The organism is Mycobacterium sp. D16R24, assembly GCF_002013385.1.
GTDB lineage: Bacteria > Actinomycetota > Actinomycetes > Mycobacteriales > Mycobacteriaceae > Mycobacterium.
This window is the reverse complement of record NZ_MAEV01000011.1, coordinates 155,197-174,321: the sequence shown is the minus strand read 5'-3', so window position 1 is coordinate 174,321 and position 19,125 is coordinate 155,197. Positions and strand designations below refer to the sequence as shown.

The window sequence follows — 19,125 nt, the reverse complement described above, 5'->3', positions numbered from 1 at the left end:
AGGACACGTGTCGTCCTAGCGTGAGGCATGGCTCGTTCGCCCCTCGATCCCACTGTGCTGCAGCGCGTATCGACAGCGCTTCGCCCTGATTGGGCACGAACGGCACTGGCCCGGCGGCTGACCGCGGCGACCTTGGTTCTGTTCGCGGCGGTCTTGGCATTCCGCCCAGACCCTGCCAACGATCGCACCGACGTGGTGATAGCTGTCCATGACCTCCCGCCTGGCACGATCCTGACCGGCGACGATGTCCGACTGGAAAAACGTTCCACGACAATTCTTCCCGACGGCGCAAGCACCATGACGGAAACTGTCGTGGGAGCGACGGTGGCCGGGCCGGTTCGTCGCGGAGAAATGCTGACCGATCTACGGGTGTTGGGCCCACGGTTAGCCGAGTCAGCAGCCGGCAGGGACGCGCGCATCGTCCCGGTACCACTAGGCGACGCCGCGACCCTCGACATGATCCGCACCGGAGATATCGTCGACATCCTCACCGTGGCCGACCACGGACCGGGTGCGCCAGACGCCACACCACCCGAGCCCGCGGTGCTGGCTACCGGCGCCGTGGTCGTCTTGGTGTCGCCGAAACCCGCCACCAAAGGCGTTGGGACGCAGCGGGTGGTAATGGTCGCATTGCCGCCACAGCAGGCAAATCGTGTCGCCGCAATCGCGTTAGTGCAGGCGGTAACGCTGACCTTGCGTTAGTGTCAGACCATGCTCAAAGGATTCAGAGATTTCTTGCTGCGCGGCAACGTCATTGACCTCGCGGTCGCAGTGGTCATCGGTGCGGCCTTCACCGCGGTGGTCACCAAGTTCAGCGACGCCATCATTCAGCCGTTGATCAATCGGATTGGCACCGGTCCCAATTCGGATCACCCTGCGCTCAGAGTCAGCATCGGCGGCGGACAGTATCTGGACTTCAATGTCTTGATCACCGCCACCATCAACTTCATCCTAATCGCGGCGGTCGTCTACTTCCTGGTCGTTCTGCCGTACAACACGCTCAAGAGTCGCCTGGCCAAGTCCGGTGAGGACCCGGCGGCGGCAACCGAAGCGGAGCTGCTCGTCGAGATTCGCGACCTGCTGGCCGAGCAGAAGAAGGCGTCCTAGCCCTTCTGCCCGGCCCCGCCGGGACGGCTATTTCATGTCCCAGGTTTCGCCGTAGGTGGTGACGCTGTCACCGGCCGAGCTGATCAGTCGTGCGTACGGGCGTAGCAGCACACCACCGGCGGCGCCGGTCACGGTGCCGTGAGCGTTACTGACCGCGACCGCACCCTTGGGGCCCGCGATCGCCACCGAGAACGTCGCGACTTCCTGGATGCCCGGGCCGTTACCCAGGTCAACATTGATACCAGCAGAGGGCAGCAGGTTGGTGGTCTGCACATACGAGGCTTCCGGGGTGCCACCAAAGGCATTCGGAATACCGTAAAGAATCGAGGTATTCGGCGTCGTGTAGTTGAAGTTCAGCCCCACACCCAGCGACCAGGGGTAACCCACCTGATAACCCAACTCCAGGGTTCCCTCGAACGCATCGGCGCCCGGACCGGTCACCTCGTACGCAGCGCGGCCCGAATGGAACCACTCACGGGTCAGTCGGTTGCGGTCCAACGGGAACACACCATTCAAAAAGGTGTCCCACTGCTGGATCCGCAGCGTCCGCCCCTTGCCATCAACCAAGGTCAGCTCATCATCCAAACCGGCATGCGCCGTCGCCGCCCCGATGACCGCCAGGCCAACCACACCGGCGACGACGAGTATCAATCGCATGAGGGTGTTGTGCATGACCTGCCAGATGCCAACTGTTCTCATTTAGTTCCCTCAATTCTCAGGGCGGATGTACGCCGCGGCAAACGCCTACTTCGCCAGGACCACATTGTTGCTCAGGCGGGCCAAACGTAACGGCCAAATCATCTCTCTGAGTTTCCCGAATGTTTCTGGGAGGCTAACTCACAGCAGATACACAGCTCCTTTTGTTGCGCGAGGCCATTTACTGTGCATCGCGTCCAATACTGTGCGGTGTCCGACGTCGGCTCGCCCATTCAGTAATGGCGACTACCGCATATCCCAACGTGGTGACACCGTCTCCCGCACTGGTTGTCAAGCATGCAAAAGGACCCAACGGCACCCCACCGGCCACCCCGTGCGCATGGGACACCTCGACCGCACCCTTAGCGCCGGCCACCGCAACCGAAAACGTCGCCATCTCGTGGACACCGGGGCCATTGCCCAGGTCAACGTTGATACCGGCCGACGGCAGCAGGCACATACGAGGCCTCGGGACTTCCCCCGAAGGCATTGGTATGTCGGCACAGCACCGAGGAACTCGGCGGCGTCTAGTTGAAGCTCAGCCCCGCTCCCAAGGACCACGGATAGCCCACCTGATAACCCAACTCCAGGGTTCCCTCAAATGTGTCAGCCCCCCGACGCGTCACCTCGTAACCGCACGGGCCGAATGGAACCACTCACGGGTCAGGCGGTTGCGATCGAGCGGAAACATCCCCATTCAAGAAGGTGTCCCACTGCCGAATCCCGCAGCGTCCGTCCCTTGCCATTAACCAGCGTCAGCTCATCATCCAAACCCGCATGCGCCGTCCCCATGATGGCGAATGCCATCGCACAGAGAATGAGTGCCGTAGCTAAGCACTCGAGCGAGCAGTGACGCTATGTCGCATAAAAGTTTCCCTTGGCCGCGCGATGACGCCTCGATCTACGTGAGGCCATCAATCTAGCAGGAGAAACCCTTATGTGGAGACGATTGTTGCCCAGATGTCAGCGAAGATCCGCTATTTCATGTCCCAGGTTTCGCCGTAGGTGGTGACGCTGTCACCGGCCGAGCTGATCAGTCGTGCGTACGGGCGTAGCAGCACACCACCGGCGGCGCCGGTCACGGTGCCGTGAGCGTTACTGACCGCGACCGCACCCTTGGGGCCCGCGATCGCCACCGAGAACGTCGCGACTTCCTGGATGCCCGGGCCGTTACCCAGGTCAACATTGATACCAGCAGAGGGCAGCAGGTTGGTGGTCTGCACATACGAGGCTTCCGGGGTGCCACCAAAGGCATTCGGAATACCGTAAAGAATCGAGGTATTCGGCGTCGTGTAGTTGAAGTTCAGCCCCACACCCAGCGACCAGGGGTAACCCACCTGATAACCCAACTCCAGGGTTCCCTCGAACGCATCGGCGCCCGGACCGGTCACCTCGTACGCAGCGCGGCCCGAATGGAACCACTCACGGGTCAGTCGGTTGCGGTCCAACGGGAACACACCATTCAAAAAGGTGTCCCACTGCTGGATCCGCAGCGTCCGCCCCTTGCCATCAACCAGGGTCAGCTCATCATCCAAACCGGCATGCGCCGTCGCCGCCGTCGCAAAGAGAGCAACCAGAGTCATGACTAGGGCGCCAACCGCCAACAGACCGTGGCGGGCCCAGCCCGATACCTTGCTCAACAGATTCATTCTGTTCCTAACAGTCCCCTCATGGCGAACATGAGAATTTCCTAAGCGACGGACAGAAGGACGATATCGGCACGGTGACGGCGCGGCAATCTGAACACTCGTTCTGGTCGAAGTCGGCTCACCCGACCTCGGGCACGCCTGTGAACCGGAAGTTAGCCAAACCCAAGACATCACCGGGTTAACAATTGGGTGAACGAGCGATTTGCTGGGAAACATTCGGGCACCGCCAGGGAACCGACACCCCGAACGGGTACCCAGGCTTGGCGACCTGCCGGATTTACGCGTTCGATATGCGGGAATTCCTTAGCCGTGATGGGGCGGAACGTTGTCGCGCAACCACTGATCACTTTCATGCAGGCCGCGCGAATCGTTCACATCGCGTTCATCTGGGCCCAGAGACGGCTCGGCTTGACCAAAGATCCGCTCGATATCCGCATTGCTGGCACTTGTTCCCGCCTCGCCACTTTTGTGGCGAAGGTCACAATCGCGCCCCTCCGTAGCGGGCACCCGATCAGATCTCCAGGCTGGATAGCTGCTCGATGATCTGAATCGCCATCGGTGTCACCGTGGCCATCCCATCGCGCACCGCGGCGCGTGTGCCTGCAATGTTGACCACCAGGGTGCTGCCCGAAATACCCGCCACTCCGCGTGACAGACCCGCCTCGGCCACACCCGCAGCCAGCCCCGACGACCGGATGGCCTCGGCGATGCCGAGCAGCTCACGGTCGAGAAGCGGCGCAGTGGCCTCGGGAGTCACATCGCGTGGGGTGACACCCGTGCCGCCCACAGTCACCACCAGGTCCACACCGCCGATGACCGCCATATTGACGGCGTTCTGAATCTCGGCCAGGTCCCCCTCGACTGCCACCACACCGTCGACGACGATTCCCGCCTCCGAGAGCAGCTCGGTAACCAGCGGACCACTGGTGTCCTGGTCGCCGTGGGCTGTCCTGTCGTTGACGATGACGACCAGAGATCGCCCCACCGGTCCCACCTCAAGCTCAGTCATGGAAGCAACCGTAACGGCTCGCACGGACATCTGGGTCATCGGGCGACCTCACCCAGTATCACGTCGGCGGTCTTCTCCGGCCCACCGTTGCCATCGGTAAACGTCAGCGTCACCTTGTCCCCCGGCGCCTTGGAGCGCACCGCTGCCACGAGACCGTCGGCGCTGTTCACCGGGCGGTTGTCTACCTTCGTGACGACCGCACCGTTGGGTATCCCGGCCTTCTCGGCAGCACCACCGGCAACCACCTCAACGATCCTGGCTCCCTGGATCTCTTTATCGTTGCCAACCCGCACCCCCAGGGAGGCGTGCGTGGCGTGACCGTTGGCGATCAGCTGATCGGCGATCCGCTTGGCCTGATCGACCGGAATCGCAAAACCCAGCCCGATCGATCCGCCCTGCGTCTCTCCGCTGGAGTCGCCACCCATGGTCGCGATGGCGGAGTTGATTCCGACCAGCTCGCCGTTCAAGTTGACCAGCGCGCCACCGGAGTTACCCGGGTTAATCGCGGCATCGGTCTGGATCGCGTCCAGCACGGTGTCCTGATTGCCCGCCTGTCCCGCCGTGAACACCGGGCGATTCAGCGAGCTGACGATGCCGGTAGTCACCGTGCCGTCCAGGCCCAGCGGCGAACCGATCGCGACAACCGACTGGCCCACAACCAGATTCGCGGACGACCCGAGCGCGACGGGCGTAAGGCCCGAGGCGCCGGTGATCCGGATCACGGCGATGTCGGTGGCGGGATCGATGCCAACCACGGTGAAGGGTGAGTTCTTGCCGCCCGCGATGGTGGCGGTGGTCTTGGCCCCGGGCTCCCCCGCCGCCTGCACGACGTGCGCGTTGGTGAGCACCAGACCATCGGCAGAGAGGATCACCCCAGATCCCTCTTCGCTCGAACGACCCATGATCGTTTCCAGCTTCACGACGCTCGGAAGCACCTTGGCCGCAACCTGTTCTACGGATCCCGCAGGCAACGAGGCGACCGGCTGGGCGGCAGACGAACGCCCCGGCGAGATGGGGGTCAGACCGGTGCTGCCACCGGTGACAACGGGTGCCCGGTGCTGGCGGTCGGCGACGACCGCGCCCACCGTCCCGCCCAGACCACCGGAGACCAGCGCCAGAACGACAGCACCCACCACGAGCCCGCCACTGCGCCTGCCCCGCGGCGCCTGAGACTGCTGCGGAGCGGGGCGCTGTGGGTTCGGCGGCGCAGACGGGTAGCCGTATGCCTGTCCCTGGTACTGGTGACCTGCCTGGGCATGGTGTGTCGGGGCTTGATGCCCATGTTGCCCGGAGTAAGGGCCGGACGGCCGGTAGGACCAGCTGCCGTGGGGGTCGTTGGTCATAGGAACTTCCTCACACGTCCTTCATAGGCGTTCACGATCAACTAGCTCGGGTGCCACGCTGCCGGAGGGGACTGAGAATCCAATGAGATCTCCCTCTCGTTTGGCACAGAGTTTCTGCGGCCAGTCGTATCCCCCATACTTGGCGACCTGCCTGGTCCCGGCCGGCCCGGAAGCACTACGTGCATGGACGTGCCCGGGGACGGGTTACCGTCGACCAGCGCACCGGACTCCGTCTCCTCGACCTTGATGGCGCCACCATGTTTCAGCACAACCTGTTTCACGATGGCCAACCCCAAACCGGAGCCCGGCATTCCCCGGGCCGGGGTGGCGCGATAGAACCGCTCGAAGACCAGATCCCGTTCGGCGGGCGGGATCCCAGGACCGCGATCGGAGATCACCAGCTCGGCGTGCGCAGCGTCAACCTGAGCCAGCCGCACCGACACCGTGGTGCCCGATGGGCTCCACTTCGCGGCGTTGTCGAGCAGATTGAGAACCGCTCGGGACAGTCCCGCCGCATCCCCGTAGACCTGCCACGGCTGCATGATGACGTCAAAATCGATGTCGTTGCGGCGGCGTCGAACTCGTTCCAGCGCACCCTCCACCACCTCGACCATGTCGACCGGCTCGTGCACGATGTCGGCACCGTCGCCTCGCGCCAAGTCAACCAAATCGCCTACCAGTGTGGACAATTCTTCGATTTGGGCGATCACATCGAGTTGCAGCGCCTCCATCTCCTCGTCGGGGAGACGCGGAGCACCCGGTTGCATGGCGGCCATCAGCAGCTCGGTGTTGGTACGCAGCGAGGTCAGCGGGGTGCGCAGCTCATGGCCCGCATCGGTCACCAGCCGCGCCTGACGATCTCGCGACTCTGCCAGGGCACGCAGCATCGTGTTGAAACTGATGGTGAGTCGTGCCAATTCGTCGCTACCCGTGACGGCAATGGGCCGCAGGTCGTCGGTTCGGGCCACTCGTTCGGCGGCGTCGGTAAGCCTGGCCACTGGCCGCAACCCGGTACCGGCCACCACGGCGCCAGCCGCGGCCGCCACCGCCACACCCACGCCGCCGACGATCAGCAACACCCAGCCCAGTCGTCGCAGCACGGTATCGGTGGGGTCGAGCGATTTGGCCATGATCAGCGTACTGCCGTTGTCGAGCCTAAGAGCAAGCACGCGTTGGTGATTGACGGTGCGCAACGACTGTTCCAGCTCGCCGCGGGTCACCGCCTGCTCGGGTGCGCCGTAGGGAATGGTCTGTCCCTGCTGGGTCGCCGAGAACGTGATCAGCCCCGGGAAGATCAGCTTGGCGTTGACGTCGGCCGAGTACGCGGTGCCCTCGATGGCGCGACGCGGATCCACCGACAGCAGCCCGCTGCCGATGAGCAGGTTGGCGCGATCATTGAGCTGTTTGTCGACATCGCGATACAACGCGGTGGATACCAACAGGTATGACGCGACGGCCATCAGCACCACGACCATCGCCACCATCGACATCGCGAGCAGCATCACGCGCCAGCGCAGCGATACCGATGAGCTGGTTGCCCGCAGCGGGGAAAATATTGCCGTGCTGGAGCCCCGTATCCGCCTCGGCATTCGTAGTGTCGCCATGGGGATTACGGAGGGGTCTCCCGCAGCACATAGCCGACACCGCGGACCGTGTGAATGAGCCTGAGCTCCCCCTCGGCTTCCGTCTTGCGCCGCAGGTAGCCGACGTACACCTCAAGCGCATTGCCGGATGTCGGGAAGTCGAATCCCCACACCTCTTCGAGGATGCGGCTGCGGGTCAACACGCGGCGGGGGTTGGCCATCAGCATTTCCAGCAGCGCGAATTCGGTGCGGGTCAGGCTGATGGACCGAGTGCCTCGGTACACCTCGCGGGTGATCGGGTCGAGCGTGAGGTCGCCGAAGCTCAGCGTGGCAGCGTCTGCCGATTCATCAACGGTGGTCCGGCGCAGCAGCGCTCGCATCCGGGCCAGGAGTTCCTCGAGCGCGAAGGGCTTGGGCAGATAATCGTCCGCACCCGCGTCAAGGCCGGCCACTCGCTCCGAGACCGAGTCCCGGGCGGTGAGCACCAGGATTGGCAGATCGTCTCCCGTGCTGCGCAAGCGACGGCACACCTCGAGGCCGTCGAGCTTGGGCATCATCACGTCGAGCACCAACGCATCCGGGCGATCGTTGGCGATGACGTTCAGCGCATCGACGCCGTCTTCGGCGAGATCCACCGAGTACCCATTGAAGGACAGAGACCGTCGCAACGACTCACGCACAGCACGGTCGTCATCGACTACAAGAATTCGCACAGGCACCAGTGTTAACCGTGCGGCTGAGATATTACTGAGGAAGCCTGAGAATCAGGTCTCGGAAGATTCAGCGACGGTCGAAATCGATGAGCCCGAGGCGGGCAGCCTTGAGCAGGCGACGGGGAACCTTGTGGTTCTGTCCGCCGACAGTGACATTGACCAGCTCAGTGGCAGTGGCCTTCCACTGCGAGCGCCGGCTACGGGTGTTGGAGCGGGACATTCTCCGCTTGGGGACGGCCATGGTCGCGCCCTCTCCTTATTTCTCAGGTTTCTGTGTCATTCGCCCGCGCCGCGCCAGCATGTTGGGCGCAGCGAGCGACAATCAACACACGATAGCCGGTGGCTGACATGAGCTGCAAATTTGCCCCAATCGATCCAGGCCGGAACGCCGCGTAGTGGCGGTTTCGTCTCGCATGGTGCCACCTGAACGCGTCGTATCGACGCCGTAATCCGGCTCGGCCAACCACTTGGTTGGACCGACAGATTGACGTTTTAGTGGGTGGGGTAATTTGTCAGCGCACGAGCAGTCGATGCCGACCTCGAGAGGACCACCGTGACCATTGCGCCGGTAAGAATTGGGAACTGTTCAGGCTTTTACGGTGACCGAATATCGGCCATGCACGAGATGCTCACCGGCGGTGAGCTCGACTATCTGACCGGCGACTATCTGGCCGAACTGACGATGCTGATCCTCGGCCGCGACCGCGCCAAAGCTCCCGAACGTGGCTACGCCAAGACCTTCCTGCGCCAGCTCGAGCAGTGCCTCGGGCTGGCTCAAGACAAGGGCGTCACGATCGTCGCCAATGCCGGCGGTCTCAACCCCGCGGGCCTGGCAGACGCCATCCGCGCACTCGCAGGAAAACTGGGTGTACCGGCCAAGGTCGCCCATGTCGAGGGTGACGATCTGCTGCCCCGCGCCGCAGAGCTCGGATTGGGGTCGCCGCTCACCGCCAACGCCTATCTCGGCGCCTGGGGCATCGTGGAGTGCCTGAACTCCGGGGCCAACATCGTCGTCACCGGTCGCGTCACCGACGCCTCCGTGATCGTCGGTCCCGCCGCCGCGCACTTCGGCTGGCGACGCGACGACTACGACAAACTTGCCGGAGCGGTCGCGGCCGGGCACATCATCGAATGCGGCACCCAGGCCACCGGGGGCAACTACGCCTTCTTCACCGAGATCCCCGACCTCGCGCACGCGGGGTTCCCGCTGGCCGAGGTATATGAGGACGGATCGTCGGTCATCACCAAGCACGTGGGTACTGGCGGCGCGGTCAGTGTGGGGACAGTGACCGCGCAGCTCCTCTATGAGATCACCGGGGGCCGGTACGCCAACCCCGATGTCACCACCCGGATCGACAGCATCGAGCTGACCCAGGAAGGTCCGGACCGAGTGCGCGTCTCGGGCGTGACGGGCGAGGCACCCCCACCGGACCTCAAGGTGTCGCTGAACGCCTTGGGCGGCTTCCGCAATCAGATGACCTTCGTGCTGACCGGACTGGACATCGACGCCAAGGCTGACCTGACCCGCAAGCAGCTTGAGTCCGCGATGTCTACCGCGCCCGAGGATATCCAGTGGACCCTGGGCCGCACCGATCACCCGAACGCCGACACCGAGCAGGCTGCCAGCGCCCTGCTCCACGTGATGGTGCGTGATTCGGATCCGAACAAGGTCGGCCGTCAGTTCTCCAACGCCGCGGTGGAGCTGGCCCTGGCGAGCTACCCAGGCTTTCACGTCACCACACCCCCCAAGGACGGCGAGCCGTACGGCGTGTTCACTCCGGGATATGTCCCCGCGGAAAAAGTTCCGCATGTCGCGGTCCTCGCCGACGGTTCCCGGATCGATATCGCACAGGCGTCGCAGACGCTGCCGCTCGCCGATGCCCCGGTGGCGGCACTGCCCGAGCCACTACCGGCCGGGCCGCTGCGCCGAGCCCCCTTGGGCATCCTTGCGGGCGCCCGTAGCGGCGACAAGGGTGGCAGTGCAAACGTCGGCGTGTGGGTACGCACCGATGAGGAATACCGTTGGCTTGCACACGCTTTGACAATCGACACGCTGCGGGAACTGCTGCCCGAAACCAAACAATTGGAGGTGGCACGCTACCTGCTGCCCAGACTGCGGGCCGTGAACTTCGTCATCCAAGGCATCCTCGGCAAGGGAGTGGCCTATCAGGCCCGGTTTGACCCACAGGCCAAGGGCATTGGCGAATGGCTGCGTTCCCGTGAGATCGACATCCCCGAATCCCTATTGGAAGGAAAGTGACCGTCGTGAATTCCTGGAACACCCCGGAGCGCAAGGCACTTCGGGAGACGGTGCGTGACTTCGCCGAGCGCGAGATCCTGCCGCATGTCAACGAATGGGAACGTGAGGGACTAATTCCTCGTGAATTACACCGCAAGGCGGGCGATCTGGGCCTCCTGGGTCCCGGCGCACCCGAGGAAGTCGGCGGCGGCGGCGGCGATGCCATCGACCCGGTGATCGTGTGCGAAGAGCTGCATTACGCCGGTGTGCCCGGCGGCGTGTTCGCCTCCCTGTTCACCTGTGGCATCTCCACGCCGCACATCATCGCCTCGGGCGATCAGCGGCTCATCAAAAGCTATGTAAAGCCCACCCTGGCAGGCGATCTCATTGGCTCACTGGCCATCACCGAACCCGGCGGCGGATCCGACGTCGGGCATCTGACTACCTCGGCCAAGCGGGACGGCGATCACTACATCGTCAACGGCGCCAAGACCTTCATCACCTCCGGCGTGCGTGCCGACTATGTGGTGACCGCGGTACGTACCGGTGGACCGGGCGCGGCAGGGGTCTCGTTGCTGTTGATCGACAAGGACACCCCCGGGTTTGACGTCACACGCAAGCTCGACAAGATGGGATGGCGCTCCTCGGATACCGCCGAGCTGTCCTTCACCGATGCACGAGTGCCCGCCGAGAACCTGGTGGGCGGAGAGAACACCGGCTTCGCGCAGATCGCCGGCGCCTTCGTGTCAGAGCGAATCGGCCTTGCTGCCCAAGCATATTCGAGCGCTCAACGCTGTCTTGACCTGACAGTGGAATGGTGCAGGAATCGGCAGACCTTCGGGCGTCCGCTCATCTCCCGCCAGTCCGTACAAAACACTCTGACCGAGATGGCGCGCAGGGTCGACGTAGCACGCGTCTACACGCACGTCCTGGTGGACCGCGCGATCGCGGGCGAGACCAATCTCATCGCCGAGGTCTGCTTCGCCAAGAACACCGCCGTCGAGGCCGGCGAGTGGGTGGCCAACCAGGGTGTCCAGTTGTTCGGCGGCATGGGCTACATGACCGAGAGCGAAATCGAACGGCAGTACCGCGATATGCGCATCATCGGGATCGGCGGCGGCACCACCGAGATCCTCACCTCGCTGGCCGCCAAGCTCCTGGGGTATCAGTCATGACTCAGCTTCGCACCGCCGTCAACACCAACTCTCCCGAGTACCTCGACGCCGCCGGGGCCATGCTGACCAAACTTGCCGAAGTCAACACCGAAACGGCAAAAGCGCTCGCCGGCGGTGGCGACAAATACGTTGCCCGCCACCATGAACGCGGCAAGCTGCTGGCACGTGAGCGCATCGAGCTCTTGATCGACCCCGACTCCCCGTTCCTGGAGCTGTGCCCGCTCGCGGCATGGGGCAGCGACTTCACCGTCGGCGCCTCGCTGGTCACCGGCATCGGCGTGGTCGAGGGCGTCGAGTGCATGATCGTGGCCAACGACCCCACCGTCAAGGGCGGTACCAGTAACCCGTGGACATTGCGCAAGGTGCTGCGGGCCAACGATATTGCCTTCAAGAACCGTCTACCCGTGATCTCGCTGGTGGAGTCCGGCGGCGCGGACCTACCCACCCAGAAGGAAGTGTTTGTTCCCGGCGGGCAGATGTTCCGCGATCTCACTCGGCTTTCGGCGGCAGGCATACCGACGATCGCCCTGGTGTTCGGGAACTCGACCGCCGGCGGCGCCTACATCCCCGGCATGTCTGATCACGTCGTGATGATCAAGGAACGCTCGAAGGTATTCCTGGCCGGTCCCCCGCTCGTCAAGATGGCGACCGGCGAGGAGTCCGATGACGAGTCCCTGGGTGGCGCGGAAATGCACTCCCGGGTTTCCGGTTTGGGCGACTACCTGGCGGTGGATGAACAGGACGCCGTAAGGATCGGTCGTCAGATCGTGTCCCGCCTCAACTGGGTCAAGAAGGGCCCCAAGCCCGCGGCGGTCGTCGAACCGATCGCGGATCAGGAAGAGCTCATCGGCATCGTGCCTGGAGACCTCCGTATACCGTTCGACCCGCGTGAGGTCATCGCACGCATCGTCGATGGTTCGGAGTTCGACGAGTTCAAAGAGCAGTACGGGTCGTCACTGGTGACCGGGTGGGCGCGTCTCCACGGCTACCCCATCGGCATCCTCGCCAATGCGCGCGGCGTGCTGTTCAGCGAGGAAGCACAGAAGGCCACCCAGTTCATCCAGCTGGCCAACCAGACCAACACACCACTTCTGTTCGTACACAACACCACCGGATACATGGTGGGCAAGGAGTACGAAGAGGGCGGCATGATCAAGCACGGGTCGATGATGATCAACGCCGTGTCCAACTCCACCGTGCCGCATCTGTCGCTGATCGTCGGCGCCTCGTACGGAGCCGGTCATTACGGCATGTGCGGGCGCGCTTACGACCCCCGTTTCCTGTTCGCGTGGCCCAGCGCCAAGTCGGCGGTCATGGGCGGTACCCAGCTGGCGGGTGTCATCTCCATCGTCAGCCGTGCCGCCGCGGTGGCACGGGGCCAGGCCGTCAACGAGGACGCGGATGCCGCGATGAGGGCCGCCATCGAGGCCCAGATCGAAGCCGAGTCGCTGCCCATGTTCATGTCCGGGCGTCTCTATGACGACGGGGTCATCGATCCCCGCGACACCCGGGCCGTGCTCGGTATGTGCCTGTCCGCCATCGCTAATGGACCAATCGAGGGGACGTCGAACTTCGGCGTCTTCCGGATGTAGTGATGAGCGCTTGCGTGAAGAACCGAAAGCACAGAAGGGCTTCAAGATGATCACCTCTGTTCTGGTGGCCAACCGCGGCGAAATCGCCCGCCGCGTCTTCGCCACCTGCCGCAAGCTGGGGCTTGGCACGGTCGCCGTCTATTCCGACGCCGACGCCGACAGCCCACACGTCTCCGAGGCCGATGCCGCGGTCCACCTGCCCGGCACATCCAGCGCCGAGACCTACCTGCGCGGTGAGCTGATCATCGCCGCGGCCAAGGCCACCGGCGCCGACGCCATTCACCCCGGCTACGGATTCCTTTCCGAGAATGCCGATTTCGCTCGCGCAGTGGCCGATGCCGGCCTGACCTGGATCGGTCCGCCAGTCACCGCCATCGAGTCGATGGGCTCGAAGATCGAGTCCAAGAAACTCATGGACACCGCCGGCGTTCCGGTGCTGGGACAGCTCGACCCGGATACCGTCACCGCCGATCAGCTCCCGGTGCTCGTCAAGGCGTCCGCCGGTGGCGGTGGCCGCGGCATGCGAGTAGTCGACAAACTCGCTGACCTGCCGGACGAAATCGCTGCCGCACAACGGGAAGCTCAATCGGCGTTCGGGGACCCGACAGTCTTCTGCGAGCGCTACCTGGGCACCGGTCGACACATCGAAGTACAGGTGATGGCCGACACCCACGGCACAGTGTGGGCCGTGGGTGAGCGCGAGTGCTCCATCCAGCGCCGCCACCAGAAGGTCATCGAAGAGGCACCCTCACCTCTGGTGACCCGAATCGACGGCATGCGGGAGCAGCTCTTCGAGGCGTCACGCACCGCCGCGGCGACCATCGGCTATGTCGGCGCGGGGACCATGGAGTTCCTGGCCACGGAGAGCGGCGAGTTCTTCTTCCTGGAAATGAACACACGTCTGCAGGTGGAGCATCCGGTCACCGAGTGCACCACGGGACTCGACCTGGTCGCATTGCAGATCCAGGTGGCAGAGGGCGGCAAGCTTCCTGCCGAACCGCCTGCCATTCATGGCCATTCGATTGAGGCACGCTTATACGCGGAGAACCCCGCGGCCGGGTGGCAGCCACAAAGCGGCACTGTGCACACATTTGAGATCCCTGGAGTCTCCGCGGAATTCCATGTGCCCGGACACCCGGGGCGCAACGGGGTGCGCCTGGACTCGACCATCGTCGACGGCAGCGTGGTGTCGGTTCACTACGACCCGATGCTCGCCAAGGTCATCACGGTGGCACCAACGCGCACCGAAGCTTCCCGGCTGTTGGCGTCGACATTGGAACGCACTCGCCTGCATGGCCTGACCACCAATCGCGACCTGCTGGTCAACGCGTTGCGGCATCCGGCGTTCCTCGCCGGCGACACCGACACATCCTTCCTGGACAAGCATGGCCTCGATGTCCTTTCGAAGCCCCTAGCCGACGAAGCGGCGCACCAGTACTCGGCGCTCGCGGCAGCACTTGCCGATGCCGCGGCCAACCGGGCACATGCCATCGTCTGCGCGGATCTGCCCAGCGGATGGCGCAACCTGGCATCCGGCTACCAGACCAAGGAGTATCGCGAAAGCAGCGAAGCTGTCCATAGCGTGCGCTACCGCCTGACCCGCGCCGGGCTGGAACTCGATGGAGATTGGCCCGTCATCAAACTAGTTTCGGCGACACCGGATCACGTGGCATTGGTGATCGACGGCGTCCGGCGGGGCTTCGACGTCGCACGCTATGACGCGACCGTCAACGTCGACTCACCGCTCGGTCCGGTCGCCCTCACTGTGGTGCCCCGGTTTACTGACCCCAGCACCGAGCTCGCGGCGGGCTCGCTCATCGCGCCGATGCCGGGTGTGGTGCTGCGAGTGGGTGCCGCGGTCGGAGACACCGTCACCGCAGGGACGCCGATCGTCTGGTTGGAGGCCATGAAGATGGAGCACACCATCGTTGCCCCCGCCGACGGCGTCATCGAGATCCTCAATGTCGAACCGGGACAACAGGTCGAGCTGGGTACCGTACTGGCTCAGCTGGCCGCCAACGAAGGAGAGTCATGACCGTCATCAATCCTTATGTCGAGTCCGATGAGCGCAAGGCGCTGCGGCAAGCGGTGGCCTCGCTCACCGGCAACTACGGCCACCAGTACTACCTGGAAAAGTCCAAGACGCATGCTCCCCTGACCGAGTTGTGGGATGAGGCAGGAAAGCTCGGCTTCTTGGGAGTGAACATCCCCGAGGAGTACGGCGGCGGCGGTGCCGGCATGTACGAGCTTGGGCTCGTATTCGAGGAGCTCTCGGCGGCGGGGTGCCCGCTGCTGATGATGGTGGTGTCCCCCGCCATCAATGCCACCATCATCGCCCGCTACGGCACCGATGAGCAGAAGAAGAACTGGCTGCCCTCGATGGCTGATGGCACGTTCACCATGGCGTTCGCCATCACCGAACCCGACGCCGGCTCGAACTCCCACAACATCATCACCACAGCCAAGCGCGACGGTGGTGACTGGATCCTCAATGGGCGCAAGGTCTTCATCTCCGGTGTCGACCAAGCCAACGCCGTGCTGGTGGTGGCGCGCACCGAGGAGGCCAAGACCGGCAAGCTCAAGCCTGCCCTGTTCGTGGTACCCACCGACACCAAGGGGTTCGAGTACACGCCCATCGATATGGAGCTCACGCTCCCGGAACGACAGTTCCAGGTGTTCCTCGACGATGTACGGGTGCCCGGTAATGCGCTCGTCGGCTCCGAGGACGCCGCACTCATGCAGCTGTTCGCCGGATTGAACCCCGAGCGAATCATGGGCGCTGCCAGTGGAGTTGGCCTCACCCGGCTCGCATTGAACAAGGCCACCGACTACGTCAAGACCCGCCAGGTCTGGAAGACACCGATCGGCGCGCATCAGGCCATCGCGCACCCGCTCGCCGAGATCAAGGTCGAGCTGGAACTGGCCAAGCTCATGATGCAGAAGGCCGCCACCCTGTACGACTGTGGCGATGACTGGGGCGCCGCGGAGGCGGCCAACATGGCCAAGTACGCCGCGGCGGACGTGGCCTGCCGCGCGGCCGACCGTGCCGTGCAATCCTTGGGCGGCAACGGATTGACCTCCGAGTACGCCGTGGCGCCCCTGCTGAATCTGTCGCGCTTCGGGCGTATCGCCCCGGTGAGCCGGGAGATGATCCTCAACTTCGTGGCGCAGACGTCCCTCGGCCTACCCCGCTCGTACTAAAGGAAAGGTCCGCCGAATGGCGAAAGAATCTGAGACTCTGGTCCAGTACGAGGTGGAGGGCCGCGCCGCTCGCCTGACCCTCGACTCACCGCACAACCGCAATGCGTTGTCCAGCAGGTTGGTGCTGCAACTGCGGGAGGGACTGCAGCGGGCCGCTGTCGACAAGACGGTGCGTGCCGTGGTGCTGACCCACACCGGCAACACCTTCTGCGCGGGCGCCGATCTGTCGGAGAGTTCAGCGGCGTCGTCCGATCCCCAAGATGTCGCCAAGGATCGGGCCGGCCAACTCACCGCGCTACTGCGCGACATTCTCGAGCTGCCCCTGCCCGTCATCGTTGCCGTCAACGGCCATGTGCGAGCCGGCGGTTTCGGTCTGGTGGGCGCCGCCGATATCGCGGTAGCGGGACCCGACAGCACCTTCGCGCTGACCGAGGCACGCATCGGAGTCGCGCCGTCGATCATCTCGCTGACGCTGCTGCCCAGGCTCACCGGCCGGGCGGCCGCGCGCTACTTCGTCACCGGCGAGAGGTTCGACGCGCGGGTGGCCGCGGAGATCGGTTTGGTGACCACGTCCGTCGACAGTCCCGAGGCAGTCGAGGCCGCGGTCACTTCGTTAGTGGATGACATCGCGCTCGGTTCGCCGCAGGGGCTGGCCGAGTCGAAGAGGCTCACCACCGCGCCGATCCTCGCCGATTTCGATGCGCGTGCAGCCGAGTTGACAGAAACCTCCGCGCGTTTGTTCGTGTCGCCCGAGGCACAGGAGGGCATGTTGGCCTTCCTGCAGAAGCGTCCTCCCGCATGGCAGGTGTGAACCAGACGGCACTACGTGCGTAGTGCGCTGAGCAACACTAATGAACCGCGTGCCTTTAAGCGCCGTTCGTCGTAGGCTCGGCGGTGATGAGCAACCTCCCTGAGCGGGTTACCGCATCGATGCGGGCCGCAGACGCCGATCGCATGCGCGTCGCACAGCTGTTGTCCGACGCTGCCGCGCAGGGTCGGCTGGAGCTCTCTGAGTTCGAGGAGCGCCTCACGAAGGTGTACTCGGCAAATACATACGGTGAGCTTGATCAGCTCAGCGCGGACCTGCCCGCAGTTGCTACTTCTCAAGTTCGCGGTCAAGACAGCAAGCCAGCCCCCTCGACGGTGCTGATGGCAATCATGAGCGGATTTGAACGACGCGGTCGCTGGAACGTGCCCGGCAAGCTCACCTCATTCGCGCTGTGGGGTGGCGGCGTGCTGGATCTGCGCTATGCCGACTTCACCTCCAACGAGGTGGAGATCCGCTCCTTCTCCATCATGGGCGGCCAGACGATCCTCATACCGCCGGAGGTCAACGTAGACGTCAAGGGCGTCGCGGTGATGGGTGGCTTCGATCACTCGGCGAGCGGCAGAGGCGTAGAGGGTGCCCCGCACATAACGGTCAAGGGGTTCTCACTGTGGGGTGGAGTGAACGTCAAGCGGAAGCGGCGCAAGCGGCGCGAGTCGCTGGGAGAGCGCTAACAAGATCCAGAGCGCCGAAGCGCCACAGCGCATTCGCAACCTGACGGCGCCGGTCGATATCCAGTTCTGCCGCGAGTACCGCGTCAAGATCATTCAGGGTGAACTCCCCCGCGAGTGCTAAGAGTCCGTCAAGGTTCACCGCGCCACCGAACGCGATATCACGACCACGCGCCACCAGATGGGTTCGGTCCGCGCCGGTGAATGATTGCACCACTCCCGGATAAGCCCAGCCGAATGTGGCACCAACGGGAGGATCGCCGGCGCGCAAGGCCGCCACCTTCGGTGCGCGCAGATACCCGGCGGTGCGCTGTTTCGCCGCCGCCAGTTCCATGGTTGTCGCCAATCCGGACATCGCCCCGGGTTCGCGGAGCGTCTCCATCACCAGCTGATGGACATCCTCGAAGCTGCGCGGCTCGCCTGCCGCATCAAGCCGCGCACCGAAGTGATCGACCATCAAGTCCGAGAAGGATTTCCGGACGTTGAGCGGAAAGAGTGTGATCCCCAGAAACACCGAGGGACCTGCGTTGCGAAAAAGGTGATAGCGCCCACGGGGGATGCACACGAAGTCACCCGGGCACAGGGTGTAGCAGCTCGCACCGGGAAGCAGTCGGTCGAAGTCAAATGAGACCTTGCCCAATGACGGGTTCTCGAACAACTGATATTGGTCAATTCCACCCGCGGGCCACACCCAGAGTTCCTTGACACCCGGACCCAGGTGGAAGATCAGCGATGGCTCGTCATCCTTGTGAATTCCGAAGGGTGTCCATTCCACATCAGCGATGAAGGTGTAAATATCCGCGCCGGACATCAGGTCTCGATCCGGGACAAGACTGCGCACCACGGCCTGGGCCAACGCGGCAAGACCCAGATCCCATGAGGAGACGTCGTTGATGGCGACGCATGCCGGACGATCGTCGGCGTTATCGGCGAGCCACTCGGTCAAGGACTGCGCGCCTTTTGGCGCGCTCCGCGAGAGCCGCTCGGTGAGCTTGAAGTCGAACTCGCTGCCCCGGAATGCGCGCAGTCGCAATCCTTTTCCATCGGCGGTGGTCGCTGAGGTCACCGCCGCCGCTATTCGATCGGTGATCGCCTTCTGGTCCGGCACCAGCCCGGGAATGAAGACCGTTTCTTCATAGCGGGGGGCCCAGTCCGCGACGAACCGGCGCCAGCGGGGGTCATGGACGAACACTATTTTCGCCTCCGTGCTTGCGTCCGGGCGTGCGCGGCCAGTGGGACGGCCACGCACGCCCGCCGTCCGCTCTTAGTGGCTGGCAACCATTTCCGTCGCGGTGACGATTTCGTCGTCCTCAACAACGAT

At 64.0% G+C, this 19,125-nt stretch carries 18 protein-coding genes and 1 pseudogene; 9 read left to right on the top strand and 10 right to left on the bottom strand.

Translation table 11 applies throughout. The features are described from left to right. The first annotated feature begins 27 nt into the window (after nucleotides 1–27). Both B4383_RS09905 and mscL read left to right on the top strand, forming a co-directional pair. Nucleotides 28–702, top strand: a complete 675-nt coding sequence (locus tag B4383_RS09905; RefSeq protein WP_078290534.1) for an SAF domain-containing protein — start codon at nucleotides 28–30, stop codon at nucleotides 700–702. Nucleotides 703–711: 9 nt separating this feature from the next. Next, nucleotides 712–1,107: a large-conductance mechanosensitive channel protein MscL gene (gene mscL / locus B4383_RS09900; protein ID WP_078290533.1), complete on the top strand. Its 396-nt coding sequence runs from the start codon at nucleotides 712–714 to the stop codon at nucleotides 1,105–1,107. A gap of 27 nt (nucleotides 1,108–1,134) precedes the next feature. Here mscL and B4383_RS09895 read toward each other — a convergent pair whose 3' ends face one another. The 9 genes and pseudogenes from B4383_RS09895 to rpmF all read right to left on the bottom strand — a co-directional run bounded on the left by B4383_RS09895 (nucleotide 1,135) and on the right by rpmF (nucleotide 8,341). Then, a complete protein-coding gene (locus B4383_RS09895) occupies nucleotides 1,135–1,764 on the bottom strand; it encodes an MspA family porin (protein ID WP_078290618.1) in 630 nt (209 codons plus the stop codon). Between the two features lie 220 nt (nucleotides 1,765–1,984). Beyond that, nucleotides 1,985–2,610: pseudogene (locus B4383_RS09890) on the bottom strand (MspA family porin). A 170-nt stretch (nucleotides 2,611–2,780) separates the two neighbouring features. Beyond that, nucleotides 2,781–3,452: an MspA family porin gene (locus B4383_RS09885; RefSeq protein ID WP_078290532.1), complete on the bottom strand. Its 672-nt coding sequence runs from the start codon at nucleotides 3,450–3,452 to the stop codon at nucleotides 2,781–2,783. 303 nt (nucleotides 3,453–3,755) lie between these two features. Then, a complete protein-coding gene (locus tag B4383_RS27405; RefSeq protein ID WP_078290531.1) occupies nucleotides 3,756–3,959 on the bottom strand; it encodes a hypothetical protein in 204 nt (67 codons plus the stop codon). Between the two features lie 4 nt (nucleotides 3,960–3,963). Further along, on the bottom strand, nucleotides 3,964–4,461 hold the full coding sequence (locus B4383_RS09875; protein WP_078290617.1) for a molybdenum cofactor synthesis domain-containing protein: 498 nt from the start codon (nucleotides 4,459–4,461) through the stop codon (nucleotides 3,964–3,966). A 35-nt stretch (nucleotides 4,462–4,496) separates the two neighbouring features. Continuing rightward, nucleotides 4,497–5,804 carry a trypsin-like peptidase domain-containing protein gene (locus B4383_RS09870; RefSeq protein WP_078290530.1) on the bottom strand — a complete coding sequence of 436 codons (1,308 nt, stop codon included), beginning with the start codon at nucleotides 5,802–5,804 and terminating at the stop codon, nucleotides 4,497–4,499. Nucleotides 5,805–5,845: 41 nt separating this feature from the next. Next, complete coding sequence (locus B4383_RS09865; RefSeq protein ID WP_176126578.1) at nucleotides 5,846–7,381, bottom strand: HAMP domain-containing sensor histidine kinase; 1,536 nt, start codon at nucleotides 7,379–7,381, stop codon at nucleotides 5,846–5,848. A 32-nt stretch (nucleotides 7,382–7,413) separates the two neighbouring features. Next, nucleotides 7,414–8,100 (bottom strand): response regulator transcription factor, encoded by a 687-nt coding sequence (locus tag B4383_RS09860; protein WP_078290528.1) that lies wholly within the window; start codon nucleotides 8,098–8,100, stop codon nucleotides 7,414–7,416. A 67-nt stretch (nucleotides 8,101–8,167) separates the two neighbouring features. Then, entirely contained in the window at nucleotides 8,168–8,341 is a 174-nt protein-coding gene (gene rpmF, locus B4383_RS09855) for a 50S ribosomal protein L32 (RefSeq protein ID WP_078290527.1), read from the bottom strand. Between the two features lie 312 nt (nucleotides 8,342–8,653). On the opposite strand from rpmF, the gene B4383_RS09850 reads away from it, so the two are divergent. The 7 genes from B4383_RS09850 (at nucleotide 8,654) to B4383_RS09820 (ending at nucleotide 17,807) form a co-directional block, all read left to right on the top strand. Further along, a complete protein-coding gene (locus tag B4383_RS09850) occupies nucleotides 8,654–10,360 on the top strand; it encodes an acyclic terpene utilization AtuA family protein (RefSeq protein ID WP_078290526.1) in 1,707 nt (568 codons plus the stop codon). A gap of 5 nt (nucleotides 10,361–10,365) precedes the next feature. Then, on the top strand, nucleotides 10,366–11,514 hold the full coding sequence (locus B4383_RS09845; protein ID WP_078290616.1) for an acyl-CoA dehydrogenase family protein: 1,149 nt from the start codon (nucleotides 10,366–10,368) through the stop codon (nucleotides 11,512–11,514). After that, nucleotides 11,511–13,106 carry a carboxyl transferase domain-containing protein gene (locus B4383_RS09840; RefSeq protein WP_078290525.1) on the top strand — a complete coding sequence of 532 codons (1,596 nt, stop codon included), beginning with the start codon at nucleotides 11,511–11,513 and terminating at the stop codon, nucleotides 13,104–13,106. The genes B4383_RS09845 and B4383_RS09840 overlap by 4 nt, the downstream gene beginning before the upstream one ends. A 46-nt stretch (nucleotides 13,107–13,152) precedes the next feature. Further along, complete coding sequence (locus B4383_RS09835; protein WP_078290615.1) at nucleotides 13,153–15,141, top strand: biotin carboxylase N-terminal domain-containing protein; 1,989 nt, start codon at nucleotides 13,153–13,155, stop codon at nucleotides 15,139–15,141. Beyond that, nucleotides 15,138–16,307 carry an acyl-CoA dehydrogenase family protein gene (locus B4383_RS09830; RefSeq protein ID WP_078290524.1) on the top strand — a complete coding sequence of 390 codons (1,170 nt, stop codon included), beginning with the start codon at nucleotides 15,138–15,140 and terminating at the stop codon, nucleotides 16,305–16,307. Before B4383_RS09835 ends, B4383_RS09830 begins: the two co-directional genes overlap by 4 nt. Nucleotides 16,308–16,323: 16 nt before the next feature. Next, entirely contained in the window at nucleotides 16,324–17,118 is a 795-nt protein-coding gene (locus B4383_RS09825) for an enoyl-CoA hydratase family protein (protein ID WP_078290523.1), read from the top strand. An 86-nt stretch (nucleotides 17,119–17,204) separates the two neighbouring features. Next, on the top strand, nucleotides 17,205–17,807 hold the full coding sequence (locus tag B4383_RS09820) for a DUF1707 domain-containing protein (RefSeq protein ID WP_078290522.1): 603 nt from the start codon (nucleotides 17,205–17,207) through the stop codon (nucleotides 17,805–17,807). On the opposite strand, the gene B4383_RS09815 is transcribed toward B4383_RS09820, so the two are convergent. Then, a complete protein-coding gene (locus B4383_RS09815) occupies nucleotides 17,761–18,996 on the bottom strand; it encodes a hypothetical protein (RefSeq protein WP_078290521.1) in 1,236 nt (411 codons plus the stop codon). The two genes, B4383_RS09820 and B4383_RS09815, sit on opposite strands and share 47 nt — an antisense overlap. Nucleotides 18,997–19,125: the final 129 nt, after the last annotated feature.

Coding starts and splice junctions, on each gene's coding strand:
- rpmF (WP_078290527.1), bottom strand. CDS start 8,341: ATGGCCGTCCCCAAGCGGAGAATGTCCCGCTCCAACACCCGTAGCCGG.
- B4383_RS09830 (WP_078290524.1), top strand. CDS start 15,138: ATGACCGTCATCAATCCTTATGTCGAGTCCGATGAGCGCAAGGCGCTG.
- mscL (WP_078290533.1), top strand. CDS start 712: ATGCTCAAAGGATTCAGAGATTTCTTGCTGCGCGGCAACGTCATTGAC.
- B4383_RS09835 (WP_078290615.1), top strand. CDS start 13,153: ATGATCACCTCTGTTCTGGTGGCCAACCGCGGCGAAATCGCCCGCCGC.
- B4383_RS09870 (WP_078290530.1), bottom strand. CDS start 5,804: ATGACCAACGACCCCCACGGCAGCTGGTCCTACCGGCCGTCCGGCCCT.
- B4383_RS09875 (WP_078290617.1), bottom strand. CDS start 4,461: ATGACTGAGCTTGAGGTGGGACCGGTGGGGCGATCTCTGGTCGTCATC.
- B4383_RS09885 (WP_078290532.1), bottom strand. CDS start 3,452: ATGAATCTGTTGAGCAAGGTATCGGGCTGGGCCCGCCACGGTCTGTTG.
- B4383_RS09820 (WP_078290522.1), top strand. CDS start 17,205: ATGAGCAACCTCCCTGAGCGGGTTACCGCATCGATGCGGGCCGCAGAC.
- B4383_RS09895 (WP_078290618.1), bottom strand. CDS start 1,764: ATGCGATTGATACTCGTCGTCGCCGGTGTGGTTGGCCTGGCGGTCATC.
- B4383_RS09825 (WP_078290523.1), top strand. CDS start 16,324: ATGGCGAAAGAATCTGAGACTCTGGTCCAGTACGAGGTGGAGGGCCGC.
- B4383_RS09905 (WP_078290534.1), top strand. CDS start 28: ATGGCTCGTTCGCCCCTCGATCCCACTGTGCTGCAGCGCGTATCGACA.
- B4383_RS09840 (WP_078290525.1), top strand. CDS start 11,511: ATGACTCAGCTTCGCACCGCCGTCAACACCAACTCTCCCGAGTACCTC.